20 protein-coding genes are annotated in these 18,456 nt (G+C 66.4%); 13 read left to right on the forward strand and 7 right to left on the reverse strand.

The window, feature by feature from the left end; genetic code table 11:
• Position 1: 1 nt before the first annotated feature.
• Entirely contained in the window at positions 2 to 925 is a 924-nt protein-coding gene (prmB, locus tag RSO01_RS40800) for a 50S ribosomal protein L3 N(5)-glutamine methyltransferase (protein ID WP_147156344.1), read from the reverse strand.
• Between the two features lie 48 nt (positions 926 to 973).
• On the opposite strand from prmB, the gene RSO01_RS40805 reads away from it, so the two are divergent.
• The gene (locus tag RSO01_RS40805; RefSeq protein ID WP_147156345.1) at positions 974 to 2,134 is read left to right on the forward strand and encodes a CaiB/BaiF CoA transferase family protein; all 1,161 of its coding nucleotides are present in this window, start codon (positions 974 to 976) and stop codon (positions 2,132 to 2,134) included.
• Positions 2,134 to 3,723, forward strand: a complete 1,590-nt coding sequence (locus RSO01_RS40810; protein ID WP_147156346.1) for a tannase/feruloyl esterase family alpha/beta hydrolase — start codon at positions 2,134 to 2,136, stop codon at positions 3,721 to 3,723. Before RSO01_RS40805 ends, RSO01_RS40810 begins: the two co-directional genes overlap by 1 nt.
• 3 nt (positions 3,724 to 3,726) lie before the next feature.
• Here RSO01_RS40810 and RSO01_RS40815 read toward each other — a convergent pair whose 3' ends face one another.
• The 3 genes from RSO01_RS40815 to RSO01_RS40825 form a co-directional block, all read right to left on the reverse strand.
• The gene (locus RSO01_RS40815; protein WP_147156347.1) at positions 3,727 to 4,149 is read right to left on the reverse strand and encodes a hypothetical protein; all 423 of its coding nucleotides are present in this window, start codon (positions 4,147 to 4,149) and stop codon (positions 3,727 to 3,729) included.
• A gap of 172 nt (positions 4,150 to 4,321) precedes the next feature.
• Positions 4,322 to 4,645: a hypothetical protein gene (locus RSO01_RS40820; RefSeq protein ID WP_147156348.1), complete on the reverse strand. Its 324-nt coding sequence runs from the start codon at positions 4,643 to 4,645 to the stop codon at positions 4,322 to 4,324.
• A gap of 163 nt (positions 4,646 to 4,808) precedes the next feature.
• Complete coding sequence (locus RSO01_RS40825) at positions 4,809 to 6,332, reverse strand: amidase (RefSeq protein WP_147156349.1); 1,524 nt, start codon at positions 6,330 to 6,332, stop codon at positions 4,809 to 4,811.
• Between the two features lie 80 nt (positions 6,333 to 6,412).
• Here RSO01_RS40825 and RSO01_RS40830 point away from each other — a divergent pair, with 80 nt between their 5' ends.
• From RSO01_RS40830 to RSO01_RS40840, 3 genes are all read left to right on the forward strand, one after another.
• The gene (locus tag RSO01_RS40830) at positions 6,413 to 7,573 is read left to right on the forward strand and encodes a thiolase family protein (protein ID WP_147156350.1); all 1,161 of its coding nucleotides are present in this window, start codon (positions 6,413 to 6,415) and stop codon (positions 7,571 to 7,573) included.
• Complete coding sequence (locus RSO01_RS40835; protein ID WP_147156351.1) at positions 7,570 to 7,983, forward strand: Zn-ribbon domain-containing OB-fold protein; 414 nt, start codon at positions 7,570 to 7,572, stop codon at positions 7,981 to 7,983. Before RSO01_RS40830 ends, RSO01_RS40835 begins: the two co-directional genes overlap by 4 nt.
• A gap of 64 nt (positions 7,984 to 8,047) precedes the next feature.
• On the forward strand, positions 8,048 to 9,019 hold the full coding sequence (locus tag RSO01_RS40840; RefSeq protein WP_147156352.1) for a Bug family tripartite tricarboxylate transporter substrate binding protein: 972 nt from the start codon (positions 8,048 to 8,050) through the stop codon (positions 9,017 to 9,019).
• A gap of 20 nt (positions 9,020 to 9,039) precedes the next feature.
• On the opposite strand, the gene alkB is transcribed toward RSO01_RS40840, so the two are convergent.
• The gene (gene alkB / locus RSO01_RS40845) at positions 9,040 to 9,675 is read right to left on the reverse strand and encodes a DNA oxidative demethylase AlkB (RefSeq protein WP_147156353.1); all 636 of its coding nucleotides are present in this window, start codon (positions 9,673 to 9,675) and stop codon (positions 9,040 to 9,042) included.
• A 111-nt stretch (positions 9,676 to 9,786) separates the two neighbouring features.
• Between alkB and RSO01_RS40850 the strand changes: the two genes are divergently transcribed.
• On the forward strand, positions 9,787 to 10,323 hold the full coding sequence (locus tag RSO01_RS40850) for a methylated-DNA--[protein]-cysteine S-methyltransferase (protein WP_218037620.1): 537 nt from the start codon (positions 9,787 to 9,789) through the stop codon (positions 10,321 to 10,323).
• A 17-nt stretch (positions 10,324 to 10,340) separates the two neighbouring features.
• On the forward strand, positions 10,341 to 10,721 hold the full coding sequence (locus RSO01_RS40855; protein WP_147156355.1) for a c-type cytochrome: 381 nt from the start codon (positions 10,341 to 10,343) through the stop codon (positions 10,719 to 10,721).
• A 17-nt stretch (positions 10,722 to 10,738) separates the two neighbouring features.
• Here RSO01_RS40855 and RSO01_RS40860 read toward each other — a convergent pair whose 3' ends face one another.
• Both RSO01_RS40860 and RSO01_RS40865 read right to left on the reverse strand, forming a co-directional pair.
• Positions 10,739 to 11,335 (reverse strand): hypothetical protein, encoded by a 597-nt coding sequence (locus RSO01_RS40860; RefSeq protein ID WP_147156356.1) that lies wholly within the window; start codon positions 11,333 to 11,335, stop codon positions 10,739 to 10,741.
• Between the two features lie 65 nt (positions 11,336 to 11,400).
• Positions 11,401 to 12,612: an MFS transporter gene (locus RSO01_RS40865; protein ID WP_147156357.1), complete on the reverse strand. Its 1,212-nt coding sequence runs from the start codon at positions 12,610 to 12,612 to the stop codon at positions 11,401 to 11,403.
• An 83-nt stretch (positions 12,613 to 12,695) separates the two neighbouring features.
• Here RSO01_RS40865 and RSO01_RS40870 point away from each other — a divergent pair, with 83 nt between their 5' ends.
• From RSO01_RS40870 to RSO01_RS40895, 6 genes are all read left to right on the forward strand, one after another.
• Positions 12,696 to 13,571, forward strand: coding sequence for an ABC transporter permease (locus RSO01_RS40870; protein WP_147156358.1), 876 nt, complete (start codon positions 12,696 to 12,698; stop codon positions 13,569 to 13,571).
• Positions 13,568 to 14,383, forward strand: coding sequence for an ABC transporter permease (locus tag RSO01_RS40875; protein ID WP_147156359.1), 816 nt, complete (start codon positions 13,568 to 13,570; stop codon positions 14,381 to 14,383). Before RSO01_RS40870 ends, RSO01_RS40875 begins: the two co-directional genes overlap by 4 nt.
• Before the next feature lie 33 nt (positions 14,384 to 14,416).
• Positions 14,417 to 15,454, forward strand: coding sequence for an extracellular solute-binding protein (locus RSO01_RS40880; RefSeq protein WP_147156360.1), 1,038 nt, complete (start codon positions 14,417 to 14,419; stop codon positions 15,452 to 15,454).
• Between the two features lie 85 nt (positions 15,455 to 15,539).
• Positions 15,540 to 16,517 (forward strand): ABC transporter ATP-binding protein, encoded by a 978-nt coding sequence (locus RSO01_RS40885; protein ID WP_147156361.1) that lies wholly within the window; start codon positions 15,540 to 15,542, stop codon positions 16,515 to 16,517.
• Between the two features lie 52 nt (positions 16,518 to 16,569).
• On the forward strand, positions 16,570 to 17,241 hold the full coding sequence (locus RSO01_RS40890) for an AroM family protein (RefSeq protein ID WP_147156362.1): 672 nt from the start codon (positions 16,570 to 16,572) through the stop codon (positions 17,239 to 17,241).
• A gap of 20 nt (positions 17,242 to 17,261) precedes the next feature.
• Positions 17,262 to 18,456: FAD-dependent oxidoreductase (locus tag RSO01_RS40895; protein WP_308933118.1), on the forward strand; the 1,195-nt coding region annotated here is incomplete at its 3' end.

The following is an 18,456-nucleotide window of genomic DNA, read 5'->3' on the forward strand; positions in this document are numbered from 1 at the left end:
CTCATGATTCATGAGCGGGCCTGGAGGCCCGCGGTCCCATGAGATCGTTCCGCGCAATCCAGAACACCTCGCCTTCGCTCTGCTCGGTGTCGAGCCACAGGAAGGGCAGGTGCGGAAAGGCGGCTTCGAGGTTGGCGCGGCCGCGGCCGATCTCGCAGATCAGCGCGCCGTCCTTGGTGAGGTGCCGTGGCGCTTCGGCGATGATGCGGCGCACCAGGTCGAGCCCATCGTCGCCTGCCGCCAACGCCATGCGCGGCTCGTGCCGGTATTCGGGCGGCAGCTTCGCCATCCCGCGCGCGTCGACATAGGGCGGGTTGCTCAGGATCAGGTCGTAGCGCTTGCCTTGCAGCGGCGCGAAGAGATCGCCGCGATGGAGCGCGATGCGATCGCCCAGCCGATGGCTCGCCACGTTGCGCCGCGCCAGCGCCAGCGCGCCGGCCGACAGGTCCGCCGCGTCGATACGCGCCCGCGGGAAGGTGAGCGCGGCCAGGACGGCGAGGCAACCCGAGCCCGTGCAGAGATCGAGCACGCGCCCGACCTTGCCCGCATCGCTGATCGGCAGAACGCCATCGGCCAACATGTCGCCGATGAAGGAACGCGGGATCAGCGCGCGCTGATCGGCGTGGAAGCGCACGCCGTGCATGTAGGCCGCGCCCACCAGATAGGGCGCGGGCAGACGCAGGCTGACGCGGGCATCGATCAGCGTGAGCAGCCGCGCGCGCTCGGCCGCGGTCGGGCGCAGGTCGAGGTAGGGATCGAGCCGGTCGATCGGCAGCCGCAGGCCTTCCAGCACCATGAAGGCCGCCTCGTCGCGCGCGTTGGTCGTGCCGTGGCCATAGGCCAGGCGCGCGGTGCGAAAGCGGCTCGCGGCAAAGCGGAAGATTTCACCGAGGGTGTCGAGAGAGGGTTTGTTGGGGGCAGCCATGCCGGCCTAGATTACCCGACATGACTCACAAGCTGCTCGGCAAATAGCATGGCAGGCGCGCTCGACGGCCTGGTGGTTCTCGACCTGACGACGCATCTGTCGGGTCCCTTCTGCGGCATGCAGCTCGGCGATCTCGGCGCCGACGTCATCAAGATCGAAAGCCCGCAAGGCGATTCCATGCGCGGCGCGCCGCCCTTCGTCGAAGGCGAGGGGGCGCCCTTCATGCTGTGGAACCGCAACAAGCGCGGCATCCGGCTCGATCTCAAGGACCCGGCCGACCTCGCGGTGTTCTGGGAGCTGGTCGACGATGCCGACGTGGTGCTGGAGAACTTCCGGCCCGGCGTGACCAAGCGCCTGGGCATCGGCTGGGACGCGCTGCATGCGCGCAATCCGCGGCTGGTCCTGGGCTCGATCTCAGGCTTCGGCCAGACCGGCCCCTATGCCAGCCGCGGCGGCTTCGATCTCATGATCCAGGCGATGTCCGGGCTGATGTCGGTGACCGGCCCCAAGGACGGTCCGCCCTATCGCATCCCGCTTGCCATCTCCGACGTCGGCGCCGGCCTCTACCTCACCATCGGCGTACTGGCGGCCTTGCAGGCGCGGCAGAAGACCGACGAGGGCCAGTGGGTCGAGACCTCGCTGCTCGAGGCCACGGTGTCGCTGGGCGTCTACGAGGCCGCCAACTACTTCGCCAACGGCAAGCGGCCGGAGAAGCTCGGCCAGGCGCATCGCGGCTCCTCGCCCTACCAGGTGTTCCAGACCGCCGACGGCTGGCTGACCATCGGCGGCGCGCAGCAGAACTTCTTCCGCAAGCTCTGCGCCATGATCGGCAAGCCCGAGCTGGCCGATGATCCGCGTTTCAAGACAAACGCCGAGCGCGTCAGGAACAACGACCTGATCGTGGGCCTTCTGCAGACGGAAGTCGCCAAGCGCAGCACCGCCGACTGGATGGTGGCGCTGGAGGCGGAGGGCATCCCCGCCGGGCCCGTGCTGCATCACGACGAAGTCTTCGCCGATCCGCAGGTCTTGGCGCGCGGCATGGTGGTCGAGGTCGAGCACGCCAAGGCCGGCCGGCAGAAGACGCTGGGCGTGCCGCTGAAGATGTCGGCGACCCAGGGCGGCGTACGCCGTGCCGCGCCGACGCTCGGACAGCACGACGCGGAAATCCGCCGCGCAAAGAGCAAGACGAAGGCCAAGGGAGGCAAGTGATGGTGGCAGCAAGAAGTATCGTCGCGGCACTTGCGTTGATGCCGGCCTCGGCCCTGGCGCAGAACGGTTACAGCTTCATCGACGCCGGCGAATCCATGGTGCGCTATGGCGTGGGCTCGACGCAGGCGGCGATGAGCTGCGCTTCGGTGCCAAGCCTTGCGACGGCCGAGACGACGATCATCTCGGCCAAGCTGATCCCGGCGGCCGACGGCGTGCCCGAGCATTGCCGCATCACCGGCTTGATCCAGCCCGAGATCCGCTTCGAGGTGAACCTGCCGTCGAGCTGGAATCGCCGCTTCTACATGCACGGCAACGGCGGCTTTGCCGGCGAGGCGCCGGACTCCGGTCCGCGGCCGATGATCCGCGCCAATGCGCTGAAGCAGGGTTTTGCCACCGCTCAGACCAATACGGGCCACGACGCCACGGCCGAGCCGGTCGCAAGCTTCGCCATGAGCTACCAGAAGCGCGTCGACTACGCCTTCCGCGCCGTCCACATGACGGCGGTCGAGGCCAAGCGGATCATCGGCGCCTACTACGCGCGCGCGGCTGCCTTCTCCTATTGGGACGGCTGCTCGACCGGCGGCCGCCAGGGCCTGATCAGCGCTCAGCGCTTTCCGCAGGATTTCGACGGCATCGTCGCCGGCGCACCGGTGTTGAACTTCGTCGATACGGTGACCCAGAGCCTGCGCAGCAGCCAGGTGCTGAGCGAAACCCCGATCCCTGTCGCCAAGATGAAGCTGGTCGCCGATGCCGCCTATGCCCGTTGCGACACCAAGGATGGGTTGAAGGACGGACTGATAGACGATCCGCGGCGCTGCGACTTCGATCCGGCACGTGACGTGGCGCAATGTCCGGCCGGCCAGGACGGCGAGACCTGCCTCACGCCGGCGCAGTCCGCGGCGATCAAGAAGATCTATGAGGGCCTCACGGTCGACGGCAAGCCGGCGCATTTCGGCCAGCCGATCGGCGCCGAAGCCGCGGGCGCAGGCGCGGTGACCGGCGGGCCTCCGGAGAGCGGATGGAGCCGCTGGCTGATCCCGGCACCGAACGGCCGCGCCATCCATCAGATCTATGGCGAAAGCTTCGTGCGCTACTTTCTGCCGAAGTCGGATCCCAATCTCGACGTGTCGAAATTCGACTACGCCAAGGACATCGCCAAGTACGCCGATGCCCGCGTGCTGCTCAATGCCACCAACCCGGACCTCAGCGGCTTGCGCGCACGGGGCGGCAAGATCCTGATGTACTTCGGCTGGGCCGATACCGCCCTGCCGCCGGTCATGGCGATCGACTACTACCTGAAAGCGGTCAGTACCAACGGCTTCACGACACCGGAGTTCTTCCGCCTGTTCATGGTGCCCGGCATGTTCCATTGCCGCGGCGGCGTAGGGCCGGAACGGTTCGATGCCATGACGGCGCTGATCAACTGGGTCGAGAACGGCGTGGCGCCGGCCACGATCGTGGCCTCGCAGGTCGACAAGGGCAAAGTCGTGCGGACCCGCCCGCTTTGCCCCTATCCCTTTGTTGCTCGCTATTCCGGCTCGGGCAGCCCCGACGAACAGGCCAGCTTCGCTTGCAAGGCGCCCGAGTAGAATTCAGCCGGAACGGTTGTGCCGCTGCTGGTAGTCAGGAATGCCGTCGCCGTTGCGATCGCGCTCCTTCCAGTCGGGCACGCCGTTGTTGTTGCGGTCCCGGCCGGACCAGGATGGCCGGGGGTTGCTGGCCACAGGCACCGGCACGTAGCGTGGCTGGGTCACAGCCTGCGGCGGTGGCTGGTAGTAGGTCGGCTGTTGGTAGTAGGTGGGCTGTTGGTAATAGGTCGGCTGCTGGTTGAACAGGCTGCCGAGCAGGCCGCTACCCGGGGAATAGGCCGGTTGGCCGTAGTAACTGCTGCTGGGATAGCCGCCGTAGCCGCTTGGATACCCACCGTAGGATGTTCCCGGATAGCCATTCGTCTCGACGCAGCCGGTCGCCGAGGCCAGCAGCCCCGCCGCGACCAGCCATCTGACTGTGCGCATTTGTTTTTGCCCTCTTTGGAAGGGGTTGCCCGGGCTGTTGGTTTCCTTCCCATCAGGGAGTACGAGTCAGACCGTGGCGGTGCGGCGGCGTAACGGCGAATAGTTTTGGGCATGCAAAAGCCGGCCTCCGGTTTCACCGGAAGCCGGCCTGCAGGCTGGTGCGGTGGTTCAGCTAGCGCTGGTAACGGTCGGGAACGCCGTCGCCATTGGCATCGCGGTCGTACTTGTTCGGGATGCCGTCGCGGTCGTAGTCGCCGTTGGGGCCGCGCCGCGGGGTGCGGTTGGCGGTGTAGTAGCTGCTGTTGTAGGAGGAGCTCGGGGCGTAGTAACCGGGCGAGCTGCTGTAGTAGCTGCGATTGTAGGAGCTGCTCGGAGCGTAGTAGCCGCTGTTGTACCCACTATTGTACGACGTGTTGGGGTAATAGCCCCCGTCCGTGGTGCACGCCGCAGTCGCTGCAACCAAGCCGGCCGCCAACAACCACTTCGTAGTGCGCATTCAGACCTCCGTTGGAACAGCCCGGATCAAGGGCTTGTCCATGCAACGGTGTACGCAGCGACCGGTGGCATCGTGCCGGCGGAATCCATTTCTTCGTCACAGCCGGCAGCGTGCAACCTCGCCCAATCGCGTCTTTTTCTCGGCGGCGAAGTGGCCAGAGTGGCTACAGCGCTCCCGGCGCCGGTTGCTTCGTTGGCTTGGCATTGAGCTTGGGCGGGTGCGTGACGATCGATTTCAGCTCCGGCACCGGCTTGCGCAGTCGGGCGATGTCGGGCTTCGGCCGGGCGAGGCCGGGGATGCGCTTGAAGGCCTGTTCCATGGCGTGCGCGGCGCCCAACACTTCGCCGTCGCCGCGGAAGCGGCCGATCACCTGCAGGCCGAACGGCATCTTCTTGTGGTCGACGCCGCACGGCAGCGAGACTGCAGGGTTGGAAGTGAGGGTGACGAAGTATTTCGTCGCCATCCAATGGTAGTAGTTGCGCAGCTTCTTGCCGTCCATCTCGTCGATGTAGAGCTGCTTCCACGGGAACGGCGTGAAGCCCACCGTGGGACCGATCACCAGGTCGTATTCCCTGTAGATCTGCTGGAAGGCGCGGAAGATCCGCGTCTGCTCGCCATGCGCCCAGGCGAAGTCGGCGAGCGTCATCTTGGCGCCGATTTCGTAGTTGGCCACGATGTTGGGGCCGAGCATCTCGCGTTTGTTGGTGTAGAGATCCTGATAGCGCGAGATGAAGCTCACCGCGCGGATCACGTCGAAGCAGCGGTCGGCGCCGCCGTAGTCGACCTCGACCTTGTCGAGGCTGCGGAATAGAGGCTTCATCGCCTTGATGCGGGCGCGGAAAGTCTCGCGGATGCCCTTCTCGACGGGGGCGCCGCCGAAGTCCTCCGTATAGGCCACGCGCAGGCTGCCGAGATCGACCGGCCATGGCTCGGCAAAAGCGTCGCCCTCGATCGGGAAGGAAAGCGGATCGGCATCGTGCTGACCGATCTGCGTGGCATAGAGCAGGCAGAGGTCGGCGACGCTGCGGCCCATCGGGCCCAGCACCGAGATCGGCGTCCAGCCCATGGCGCGGCGTTCCACCGCCACCATGCCGGGCGACGGCCGGAAGCCCACGACGCCGCAGAACGACGCAGGGTTGCGCAGGCTGCCGCCGGTGTCCGAGCCGGTGCAGACCGGCAGCATGTCGGTCGCCAGTGCCACGGCCGAGCCGCCCGACGAGCCACCGGGGTTGAGCATTGGATTGAACGGATTGCCGGTCGCGCCCCACACCGGATTGCGGCTGTTCGAGCCGGCGCCGAATTCCGGCACGTTGGTCTTGCCGACCACGACCGCGCCCGCCGCGCGCACGCGCGCCACCATGACGTTGTCCCAGGTCGGCACGAAATCGCGGTAGAGCGGCGAGCCGTAGGTGGTGAGAAGGTCCTTGGTCTCCTCGAGGTCCTTGATGCCGGTCGGCAGGCCGTGCAGCAGCGGCAGGTCCTCGCCACGACGCACCGCCGTCTCAGCCGCCTTGGCCTCCTGGCGGGCGCGCTTGACCGACATGGCCGTCACGGCGTTGACCGCCGGGTTCACTTCCTCGATGCGGTCCAGGCAAGCGTCGAGCAATTCGACCGGCGAAATTTCCTTGGTGCCGATGCGGCGGCGCAGTTCGACAGAGCTCAGCGAGACCAGTTCTTCGTTCGACATTGTTCCCCCGACGTAAGGACCGACCTTAGCCCTTCCCGTTTCCCCGGGGGAAGGGCACCATGGTCGCGGGAGGAAACGATATGGCGCATGCGCTTCGAGAAAAGGCGGCGATCAGCGGCGTTGGCGAGACGGCTTATACGCGCGGCACGCCCAAAAGCGGGCTGGCGCTGCAGCTCGAGGCGAGCCTGGCCGCCATCGCCGATGCCGGCCTCGATCCCCGCGACATCGACGGCGTCGTTCCCTACTTCCCGGGCGGCGGCATCGCCGAGGATTTTGTCGCCAATCTCGGCCTGCCCGATCTCAAGCTCTCGGTGTTCGTGCCGATGGGAGGCGCGACCTGCGTCGCCGCCATCCAGACCGCGGCGATGGCCGTGGCCACCGGCGTCTGCAAGCACGTCCTGATCTCGGTCGGCCGCACCGGCTATTCGGGGGCGCGTGTCAGCACGCGCCTGCAGCAGTTCCCGCAATTCGCCCTGGCGGCCGAGTTCGAGGCGCCGATCGGCATGTTCGCGCCGGCCCAGCTCTATGCCCAGGGTGCGCGCCGCCACATGCAGCTCTACGGCACCACCGCGCGCCACTTCGCCGAGATCGCCGTGGTGACGCGCGAGCATGCGATCCTCAACGGCAACGTGGTGATGAACAAGCCGCTCGGCGTCGAGGAGCATCACGCCTCGCGCATGATCTCCGATCCCTTCCGGCTGTTCGACTGCAGCCTGGAAAGCGACGGCGGCGCCGCCATCATCGTCAGCGCCGCCGACCGCGCGCGCGATCTCAAGAAGCCACTGGTGACGATCATGGGTGTCGCCGAAGGCCATCCCGAATCGCCGGCCTCGATCGCGCAGCGACCGGACTTGCTGGAGTTCGGCCTGGCCAAGGCGGCGCCGCGTGCCTACGACATGGCAGGTGTCGGACCCAAGGACATCGATGTCGCCGAGATCTACGACTGCTTCACCTTCACGGTGATCAACCAGCTCGAGATGCTGGGCTTCTGCAAGAAGGGCGAGGGCGGCCCGTTCATCATGGATGGTCGCATCAGGGTCGGCGGTGAGCTGCCGATCAACACTCACGGTGGTCTGCTGAGTCAGGGCCATGTCGTGGGCCTGAACCACGTCGTCGAATTGACGCGCCAGCTGCGCCGCGAGGCCGGCAAGGCGCAAGTCAAGGATGCCGAGGTCGGCCTGGTCACGGGCTACGGCGACATGGGCGACGGCTCGGTCGCCATCCTGCGGAGGGCGGCATGAACGCCCCGGCTCCCGAGCGTCCGCTGCCGACGCCGACGCGCGAAAGCCAGCCCTTCTGGGACGGCATGCGCGAAGGCCGGTTCATGGTTCAGCACTGCGCGGGCTGCGGCAAGGCGCGGCACTATCCGCGGCCGGTCTGTCCGCACTGCTTCTCGATGGAGAGCACCTTCAAGGAGATGCCGACCGGCGGCGTCATCCATACCTGGACGGTGTGCCACCATCCCTTCAACTTCTTCTTCAAGGCGTCGGCGCCCTACGTCGTGGCGCTGGTCGACATGGATGGCGGCGTGCGCGTGAACGCGCCGCTGCGTGGCGTTACCGAAGCCGACATCAAGATCGGCCAACGCGTGAAGCTCGGCTTCGAACCGGTGACCAAGGAGATCACGCTGCCGTTCTTCGTTGCCGACTGAGCAAGCGTTCGTTGCGTGGTTGCGTGAGCGTACAGGGGAGGAGAGGCTTCACGGAGGGTTGACGATGAAACGCACGACGTTCGTTGCGGCAGCGCTTGCCGCGGCACTGCTGCCCATGGCCGCGCTGGCGCAGACCGATTGGCCGAGCAAGCCGATGACCTACATCGTGCCCTATCCGCCAGGTGGCCTGAACGACGCCGTGGGCCGCGTCTATGCCGAGAAGCTGTCGGCCGAGCTCGGCAAGTCGGTCATCGTCGACAACAAGGCGGGAGCGGCGACCACGGTCGCCTCCAACTTCGTCGCCAAGGCCGCACCCGACGGCTACACGCTGTACGGCGGCGGTACGTCGTTGATCATCAATCCGACGCTCACCGGCAACGTGCAGTACGACCCGCACAAGAGCTTCGACCTCGTGTCGCTGATGTCGTTCACGCCTTTCATCCTGCACGTCCATGCCGACTTCCCGGCCAAGGACATGGCCGAGCTGATCGCCGTCGTGAAAGCCAATCCCGGCAAGTTCAACATTGCGAGCTCGGGCGTCGGCGCCACCAACCATCTGGCGGCCGAGCTGTTCAAGGCGCAGACCGGGCTGCAGCTGGTGCACGTGCCCTACAAGGGCGGTGCGCAGGCCGGCCAGGACCTGGCGGCGGGCCAGGCGCAGATGATGTTCTCGGCCTCGTTGGAGGCCAAGCCGCTGCTGACGGCGGGCAAGACGCGTGCGATCGCCATCTCGAGCCTTAAGCGCTCGCCGGCGTTCCCCGACATCCCGACCGTGGCCGAATCGGCCAACCTGCCCGAGTTCGAGGCCGTGTTCTGGCAGGGCATGGTGGTGCCAGCCGGCACGCCCAAGCCCATCATCGACAAGCTGCAGAAGGCGGTCGCCAAGATCGCCGCAGAGCCCGAGATGATCGAGCGCTTCAAGCAGCAGGGCGTCGACATCCGCAGCTCGACGCCGGCGGAGTTCAAGGAGTTCTACAACAACGAAGAGAAACGCTGGGTAACCCTGATCAAGCAGCAGGGCATCAAGGCGGAGTAGCGCTGGGGCGCGCCCCAGCGTCAGAGCGCCTTCCTGAACGTCAGGTTGAACCGCTGCCGCCCGGTCAGCGGGTGTTCGCCGTCCTTCAGGGCCAGCACGCCGTGATAGACGAGCCGTGACGGCCCGCCCCAGACGACGACGTCGCCGTGCTGCAGCGGCACCTTCATCGGCCGGTCCGAGCGCTTCAGGCCGCCGAACTGGAAGGTCGCGGGCAGGCCGAGCGACACCGACACGACGGGATGGGCGTAGTTCTGCTCGTCCTTGTCCTGGTGCAGCGACAGGCGCGTGCCGGGCTCGTAGCGATTGATCAGGCAGGCCTCTGGCGCGAAGCCATCGAAGCCCGCCTCGCTCGCGGCCTCGCGCACCAGCGTCCGGAAGACATCCGGCATTGCGGGCCACGGCGCTCCGGTCTCAGGATCGCGCGGATCGTAGCGATAGCCGGTGCGGTCGGTGACCCAGCCGACGCGACCGCAATTGCTCATCGCCACCGACATCTGGAAGCCACCCGGCGTGACCATCCGCCGGAAGGGAGACTGCGCGACGATCATCTCAATGGCGTCGAGCAAGGCCCGGTCGACCGCCAGCGCGCGCTCGCGCAACAGCACGGCGCCGTCGCGCAGTTCCTGCCGGGTATCGGGGGCGAACAGGTCTGGCATCAGGGCATCAATATGGCGGGAAGATTCCGAATTCCAATCCGCCAGCGGAGCGCCAATTCCAGGCGGCTTCCCTATCCTCAGGCCATCAAGGAATGAGCCACGGAGATGACCATGAATACGATCCGTTATGCCTTTGGCGACAGCTCGCTCGGCCCGTTCGTCGCCGCCCTGTCCCCGCGTGGGCTGGCTTGCGTGGCGTTCGATGCGGGCCTCGCCGAGCTCGAAGCGCGCTTTCCGGACGCCGACCTCGTCGAGGATCAGGCGGCGTTGGCCGAGACGATCGGCAAGCTTTCAGTCCTGATCGACCATCCGGAAAATGACGCCGCTCTCACGCTTGACCTGCAGGGGTCAGACTTCGAATGCCGCGTGTGGAACGCGCTGCGTGACGTTCCAGCCGGTACGACGACCACCTACGGCGAGATTGCGGCCCAGCTCGGCGTGCCACGACAGGCGCGCGAGGTCGGCGAGGCCTGTGCCGCCAACAGGCTCGCCGTCGTCGTGCCCTGTCACCGGGTCGTGAAGAAGGACGGCTCGATCTCGGGCTATCGCTGGGGCGTGCGCCGCAAGCGCAAGCTGCTGGAGAGAGAACACAGTGCCCGGCTCTTGCAGCCGGCCGCCGTGCCCCCACATGGAATGGCAGCCAGCTAGCCATTTGGAGATACGTGATGAAGATTTGGGCAGGTGCCGTTGTTGCCGTGATCGTCGGCTTCGCAACACAGGCATCTGCCCAAACGGGTGATGCAACGCGCGGCCAGCGCGTCTTCAACCAGCAATGTCGCGCCTGCCATACCCTGGAGAAAGACGGCGCCCAGACTGCCGGTCCCAACCTGCACGGCTTGTTCGGCCGCAAGGCCGGCACGGCCGCCGGCTACGAATTCTCCGACGCCATGAAGAAGTCCGGCATCGTCTGGGATGACGCGACGTTGACCGACTACAACCGCGACCCCAAGGCCAAGGTGCCCGGCACCAAGATGGTGTTCAACGGCGTCAAGAACGCGGGCCAGCTCGCCGATCTGGTGGCCTATCTCAAGCAGGCAACGCAGTAGGCCCGTCGTAGTAGTCGTCAGGGGCTGGCAGAACGCACGAAGGCCTGGACGACGGCGTCGACCTCTCGTGAGGCGGCCGGTGAGTTCTGTGGCCAGTCCTGCCTGATCTTCAGGAAATAGTTGCGATAGCCCGTCACGAACAGGCGTGTGAAGACCGTTCGCTTGTCGCCGGGGAGGACGGCCGTGAAGGTGATGCAACGAAAGACCATCGCGCCGACCGGGCAGTTGCCTGGCCCTTGCGACAGCTCCAGTTGTTCATAGCGGCCGGCCCGGGCACCGATCTCGATGTCGGCGATGGCCTGCTGGAACTGCGTCAGCACGGCGCTGCCGGTGGCGCCTGACGGGATCGACGCGATGCCGGCATTGTAGATGTAGAAGGTGGTCGTGATCGCCTGCGTTTCGTAGTTCCAGGCCCAGCCGAGCTCCGGCATGCCCTTCGACCGGGAATAGTCGGTGGAGCCGACTTGGCGCGCCGGCCCGATCATGTCGGGAAAGGCGAGGCCGGTTTCGGCGTTGCGTTCGGGTGCCGCTACCGGTGCGGGCTGTGCCGCCGCGGCGAGCGCCAGAAGGACGGCCAGACCGGCCACTGCGATGCCGAAGAAGCGGCGCCTCATGGAGCACTCCCCTTGTCATGTTCCTCTCCCCCTAGCGGGGGAGAGGAACCAGAGCGGGGAGCATTCTAGGCGTGAGCGGTGACGCTGTCGCCCGAACGGACATAGACGCTTGCGCCCAGGACCAGGCCGATCCCAAGGACGCCGAACGCGACGCGATAGGCGACGTCTCCATTGCCGAACGCCTCGACGAGGTAGCCGACCAGCGCCGGCAGCACGGTGAGGCCCAGGCACTGCGCCATGTTGACGGTCGTGACGCCGCGGCCGGCCAGCCGGTCAGGGAAGAGGGCGCGGCCCTGCGCCACGATCACCGTACCGAAGGCGCAGAAGAAGCAGAAGGCGGTGAGCAGCACGACGACGAAGGCGAGCGGCGGCCGGGGCAGGATAGCGAGCAGGGCCAGCAGTGCCACCGAGATGGCCGCTCCACCCAGCACGGCCTTCTTGCGCGAGCGCAGCAGGCGATCCATCGGCCCGTAGGCCAGGATGCCCAGGATCTGCGCCACGCCCATCGCCAGCAGCACGTTGCCGCGCTGCACGGCGTCGAGCTTGTACACGTCGTAGAGATAGGGCCCGCCCCAGACGCCGAGCACGGTGAGCATGGTGGCGTAGGCGAAGAAGTGCATGGCGAGCACGGGAACCAGTCCTGGCGTGGTCCACACTTCCAGCAAGCCCCTGACGATCTCGCCGAAGCTCTCACGCCTGACCGGCGGCGCCGGCGTGTCCGGCGGCCGATCGCGCACCACGATGTAGAAGGCCACAGCCACCAGCACGGTGACGGCGGCGAGGCCGAGGAAGCCGTTGCGCCAGCCTACGGTCGCCGCAATCCAGGCAAGCGGCGTGGCGGCGGCAAGCGTGCCAATGTTGGAAGCGGCGAAGACCCAGGACATCGCCGTTGCGAGCTTGGCTGGCGCGAACCAGCGCGAACACAGGAACACCGCCGACATGAAGGAGGCCGCACAGCCGACGCCGACCACGGCGCGGCCGGCGATCAGGTCGGCGGCATCCGACGCCGTGGCGATCCACAGCGAGCCCAGCATGGCCAACACCGACAATGCCGCCACGGTGCGGCGCGCACCGTAGCGGTCGAACCACATGCCGACAGGCACTTGCACCGCGAAAAGCGCGAAGAAGAACGCGCTACCCGCCCAGCCGAGCTGGCGCGCCGTCAAGCCGAGGTCGCGCGTCAGCTCGGGCGCGATCACGCTGTTCGACACGCGATAGAATTGGCTGAGGCAGGTGATCGCGATCAGCAGCAGGAGAAGCGGCAATTTCGATGCCATGGCGCGGTTGAACTAGCACGGGCCATTAGCCGCTGTCCTTCGGCGTGGACCGAAGCATTGGCTTCAGCCACCATACGGAACGCATGGCTATTGCTTCCCGACCTTCGCCGATCGCCTGGCTGCTGGCGCCCGCCCTTCTGTTGTTCGTGTTGTTCTTCGTGCTGCCGTTCGGCGTCATGGCCCTGATGTCGTTCTACTCGGGCAACCCGGCCACCAACTCCAATGCCTTCCTGACGACGCGTCACTACGAGCGCTTCGTTTTCGACAGCGCCGGCATCTACCACGATGCGCTGTGGGCCACTCTCCGGATCGGCCTCATCACCACCATCGTGTCGCTTCTGATCGGCTATCCGCTGGCACACTGGATGGCGCGCATGCAGTCGCGACTGGGTCACGCGCTGGTGCTGATGGCGGTGATTGCGCCCATGCTGACCGGCATCGTCGTGCGTACCTTCGCCTGGATGACCATCCTGCAGGACAAGGGCGTCATAAACACGCTGCTGGTCGATTGGGGCATCGTCTCCAAGCCGCTGCCGCTGATGTACAACGAGTTCGGCACGGTGGTGGCGCTGGTCCATATCTACGTACCCTTCATGGTGCTGACCTTGACGGGCGTGATCGGCCGCATCGATGAGCGGCTGGAGCAGGCGGCGCGCAGCCTGGGCGCCGGCCGGCTGCGCGCCTTCGTCGAGGTCACCCTGCCGCTCAGCCTGCCCGGCATCCTGGCGGGCTCGCTGCTGGTCTTCGCGCTGTCGATCAGCGCCTACGTCACGCCCTCGCTGATGGGCGGCACCGATGTGCTGACCTTGCCCATGCTGATCGCCCAGCAGGTCGGCACCAGCTTCAATCCCAACTTCGCCGGCGCGCTGGGCGTGGTGCTGCTGCTGGTCTCGCTGCTGATCGTCATCGCCTACAACAGGATCCTGGCCCGCCTGTCGGGCGAGCAGGGGCTGGCATGAACGTTGCTCGCAACAAGCAGCCGTTCGATGCCGGTCGCGCTGCCTATCTCACGTTGAACGGTCTTCTGCTCACCTTCCTGCTGGCGCCGATCGCCATCGTGCTGGTGTTTGCGCTCAACCCCACGCCCTATATCTCCTTCCCGCCTGTCGGCGTCAGCCTGCGCTGGTTCGAGAAGTTCTTCCGCACGCCCGAGTTCACGAATGCGCTGTGGCTGTCGCTGTGGATCGCAGGCTGCGTGCTGGTGCTGTCGATCGTGATCGGCGGCGCCTGCGCATTGGCGCTGGCGCGCGGCAACCTGCCGGGGCGATCGTTCCTGACGGCGTTCTTCATGTCGCCGCTGATGCTGCCCGCCATCCTGACCGGCCTGGCGTTGTTCCAGTCCTACCTGCTGGCCGGCATCGGCCGGCCAGTGTGGGGCCTGATCATGGCCCATACGCTGGTGTCCGTGCCTTACGTCATCCGAACGACGCTCGCCGTGCTGCACAATTTCGACCGACGTATCGAGGAGGCGGCAGCCGTGCTGGGCGCCAGTCCGACGCGGGTGTTCTTCGAGGTGACCTTGCCGCTGATCCGGCCGGGCGTGTTCGCGGGCGGCGTTTTCGCCTTCATCGTGTCGTTCGACCAGTTCCCGGTGTCGCTGTTCCTGGTGGTCCCCAAGGGCGAGACCCTGCCGGTGGTGCTGTTCAACTACATGAAATTCGACCTCGACGGCGCCATTGCCGCGGCCTCGATGGTCTCGATTTTGCTGGCTTTGTCGGTCGTGCTGGTGCTGGAAAGGCTGATCGGGCTGAAGGCCTACGTTAAGCTGTAAGCGGGAACCAAGAAGGGAACAGAGGGGGTCATTATGATTTCACGTCGTACATTGCTCGGAACGAGTGCCGTAGCGGCCGCGACGCTGGCCGCGCCGTCGATCCTTCACGCCCAGACCAAGACGCTCAAGATCACGACCTGGGGCGGCAAGTGGGGCGAGATCATGAAGGCCACGGTCCTGCCGGCCTTCGAGAAGGAGTTCAAGTGCACGGTGTCGGCCGACCAGGCCTTCCCCTACGTGCCCAAGCTGCAAGCCAGCCCGAAGAACGATCCGCTGTACGACGTGCTGCACACCAACTCCAACGAGCAGTGGAACTGCTTCACCGAGGGGCTGGTGATGAACAAGATCACGCCCAAGGAGGCGCCCAACGTCGCCGACGTCTACCCGTGGGCGGTGAGCGACAAGATCGTCGGCGTGGCGATCTTCACCAGCGCCATCGGGCTCGGCTTCCGCACCGACAAGGGCCTCGCCAAGCCGACCTCGTGGAAGGACCTCGCCGATCCCAAGCTCGCCGGCGCACGCGGCAGCTACATCATTCCGGTCAACAGCCTCGGGCAGTGCCACCTCATGATGCTGGGCAAGCTCTACGGCAAGGGCCTGCAGGACCTCGACGCCGCCTACAAGGCGCTGGAGCAGCTGAAGCCCATCAAGCTCGTCGACTTCACCGGCCAGATGGAAAAGATGCTGCTGTCGGGCGAGGTCTCGATGGGCGTCATCCACGATTCCGGCGTCTATCGCTATGAGGGCCAGAACCAGCCCGTGGACTTCGCCAGCCCGTCGGAGGGCGTGATGGCGCTGGAGCAGGTGCTGAACGTGACGCCAGGCTCCAAGGTCAAGGAACTGGCCTTCGCCTATATCGACTACATGCTGCGGCCCGAGACGCAGAAGCTTCTGGCCGAAGGGGTGTGGTACTCGCCGGCCAATAAGAAGGTGAAGCTCGACGCCAAGTATGACGAGAAGCTCCTCACCACCGAGGCCAAGGTGGCGACGCTGATCCAGCCCGATTGGAAGTGGTACAACGCGCGCAAGGAAGACATCGACGCGCGCGTGACGAAGATTTTGAAAGGGTAAGACTGTCATCCCGAGGCGGAAGGCCGAGGGACCTTTCCTGATCCAGAAAGGTCCCTCGCTGCGCTCGGGATGACACTGCGCGCGTATGACCTCAGCCACCATCAAACTCGACAACGTGACAAAGACCTTCGACGGTCGCGTGCTGGCCGTCGACGGGGTCACGCTCGACATCGCCGCCGGCGAGTTCTTCTCGCTGCTGGGACCATCGGGCTGCGGCAAGACCACGTCGCTGCGCATGATCGCAGGCTTCGAGCTGCCCGATTCCGGTCGCGTTCATGTCGCCGGCCGCGACATCACCGACCTGCCCGTGCACAAGCGCGACATGGGCATGGTGTTCCAGTCCTATGCACTGTTCCCGCATCGCACCGTGGCCGAGAACGTGGCCTTTGGCTTGCGCATGCGCGAGGTGCCCAAGCCCGACATCGCGCGCCGCGTGAAGGCGGCGCTGGCCCAGGTCGCGCTGACCGGCCTGGAGGATCGCAAGCCCGGCCAGCTCTCGGGTGGCCAGCAGCAGCGCGTGGCGCTGGCCCGCGCCCTGGTCGTCGAGCCGCCGGTGCTGCTGTGCGACGAGCCGCTGGGCGCGCTCGATCGCAAGCTGCGCCAGCAGATGCAGTTCGAGCTGAAGGAGCTGCAGAAGCGGTTGGGCGTCACCCTGGTCTTCGTAACCCATGACCAGGAAGAGGCGCTGGCCATGAGCGACCGCATCGCCGTGATGAACCACGGCAAGGTCGAGCAGGTGGGTGCGCCGACCGAGATCTACGAGCGCCCGCGTACGCGTTTCGTCGCCGACTTCATCGGCGAGATCAATATTCTGGAGGAGGGCGGCCGCGCCCGCGCGCTCAGGCCCGAGAAGATCCGCCTGGTATCGGACGGCGCGCGCGTCTCGGGAACCGTCGACACCGCGAACTTTTTAGGTGGCTCGACGCTGTTGCGCGTCAGCATTGCCGACGGCCGCTCCCTGCTGGTGCGCGAGACGCATGCCGGCGAGCGCGCGTCGCGTCTGCCCGGCGACGCCGTCGGGCTGGCCTGGAACGACGCTGACGCAGTGACTCTCGAGTCCTAGTCTTCCGGGCCGCGCGCGAGACGCGCGCGGTCCGGAAGAGTATGATTCTGACATGTCCAGAACCCTCGGCATCGTCACCATCGGTCAGGCGCCGCGCGATGACATCGCGAGCCTGTTCGCCGCCTATGCGCCAGCCGGCACGAAGGTCATCCTGCGTGGCGCGCTCGATGGCCTGTCCGACTCCGAAGTCGACAAACTTCAGCCCGAGAACGGCGGCGACACGCTCTATACGCGCCTGCGCGGCGGCCGAGACGTGAAGATCTCCAAGAAGGCTGTCATCACCCGCTCGCCGGCGGCGCTCGACAGGCTGCGGGCCGATGGCTGCGACGTGCTGGTCTATGCCTGCACCGGCGAATTCCCGCCCATGCCCGGCGACGAGAACGTGCTGTTTCCTTCGCGCGTGCTCAACGGCCTCGCTACCGGCCTGCTGCCGCGCGGCAGGCTGGGCCTCCTGATCCCGCTGGCCGAGCAGGGCGAGAAGCTCACGTCGAAATGGGCGCGGCCGGGGCTCGAGATCGTGGTCGAGGCGCTGGCGCCCAGCGCCGGCCAGGATGAAGCGGCGGCCGTCGCCGAGCGGCTCGCCGCCAAGAAGCCCGACCTCGTGGCCATGGACTGCATGAGCTACACGCCGACCACCAAGGACTGGATCAAAGGCCCACTCGGCGTGCCGGCGTTGTTGGCGATCACCGCGACGGGCCGCGTGCTGCGGGAGATGCTCGACTGATCACGACCCAATGCTGCATCGTGGGCGGCGGCCCGGCGGGCATGATGCTGGGCTTCCTGCTGGCGCGCTCCGGTGTCAGGGTCGTTGTCTTGGAGAAGCACGGCGATTTCCTGCGCGACTTCCGCGGCGACACCGTCCATCCCTCGACCCTCAACGTGATGGACGAGCTTGGCCTGCTCGATGAGTTCCTGAAGCTGCCGCACCAGAAGATCTCGCGCTTCACGGGCCAGTTCGGAGAGGAGCGGGTGATGATGGCGGATCTCTCGCATCTGCCGGTCCGCGCGCCCTTCATCGCCATGATGCCGCAATGGGATTTCCTCGATTTCCTGGCCGCGCGCGGCAAGCGCTATCCGACGTTCACCGTGTTGATGAATGCGGAAGCCACCGGCGTGATCGATGAGGGCGGCCGCGTCGTGGGCGTTCGCGCCACTGTCGAAGGCGAGCCTCAGGAGATACGCGCTGATCTGGTGGTCGGCGCAGACGGCCGTCATTCGACGGTGCGCCAGAGTGCGGGATTCGCGCCGGTCGTGCTGGGGGCGCCGATGGATGTGCTGTGGTTTCGTCTCAGCCACAAGCACGGTGATTCGGCCGAGACCATGGGCCGCTTCGATCGCGGCAGCATCCTGGTGATGCTCAATCGCGGTGACTATTGGCAGTGCGCCTACGTCATCGCCAAGGGTTCAGCCGAGACGCTGAAGGCCGCCGGCATCGAGACGTTCCGTCGGCACATTGCGAGCCTGATGCCGTTCCTCGCCGACCGCATGCAGGAGCTCCGTACTGTCGACGACCTGAAGCTGCTGACCGTCGGCGTCGACCGCCTGGAGAAGTGGTGGAAGCCCGGCCTGCTCTGCATCGGCGATGCCGCCCACACCATGTCGCCGCTGGGCGGCGTGGGCGTGAACATCGCGGTGCAGGATGCCGTCGCCGCCGCCAATATTCTCGCCGGCCCGCTCAAGGAGGGCCGGCTGAGCGACGCCGACCTGCAGGCGGTGCAGGAGCGTCGCCGATGGCCGGTGCGTGCCACCCAGGCGATGCAGCTGTTCCTGCAGAACCGGATGATCGCACCGACGCTTGCCGGCACGCGGCCGCTGCGGCCGCCCTGGCCGGTGCGTCTGTTGAACGCCGTGCCCTTCCTGCGCCGCATCCCTGCTCGCCTGCTGGGCATGGGGGTCCAGCCCGAGCACGTGAGGACGAAGGCGGCTGATCTTGCCGGAG

Origin of the sequence: Reyranella soli, from assembly GCF_007992495.1 — a bacterium.
Taxonomy (GTDB): domain Bacteria; phylum Pseudomonadota; class Alphaproteobacteria; order Reyranellales; family Reyranellaceae; genus Reyranella; species Reyranella soli.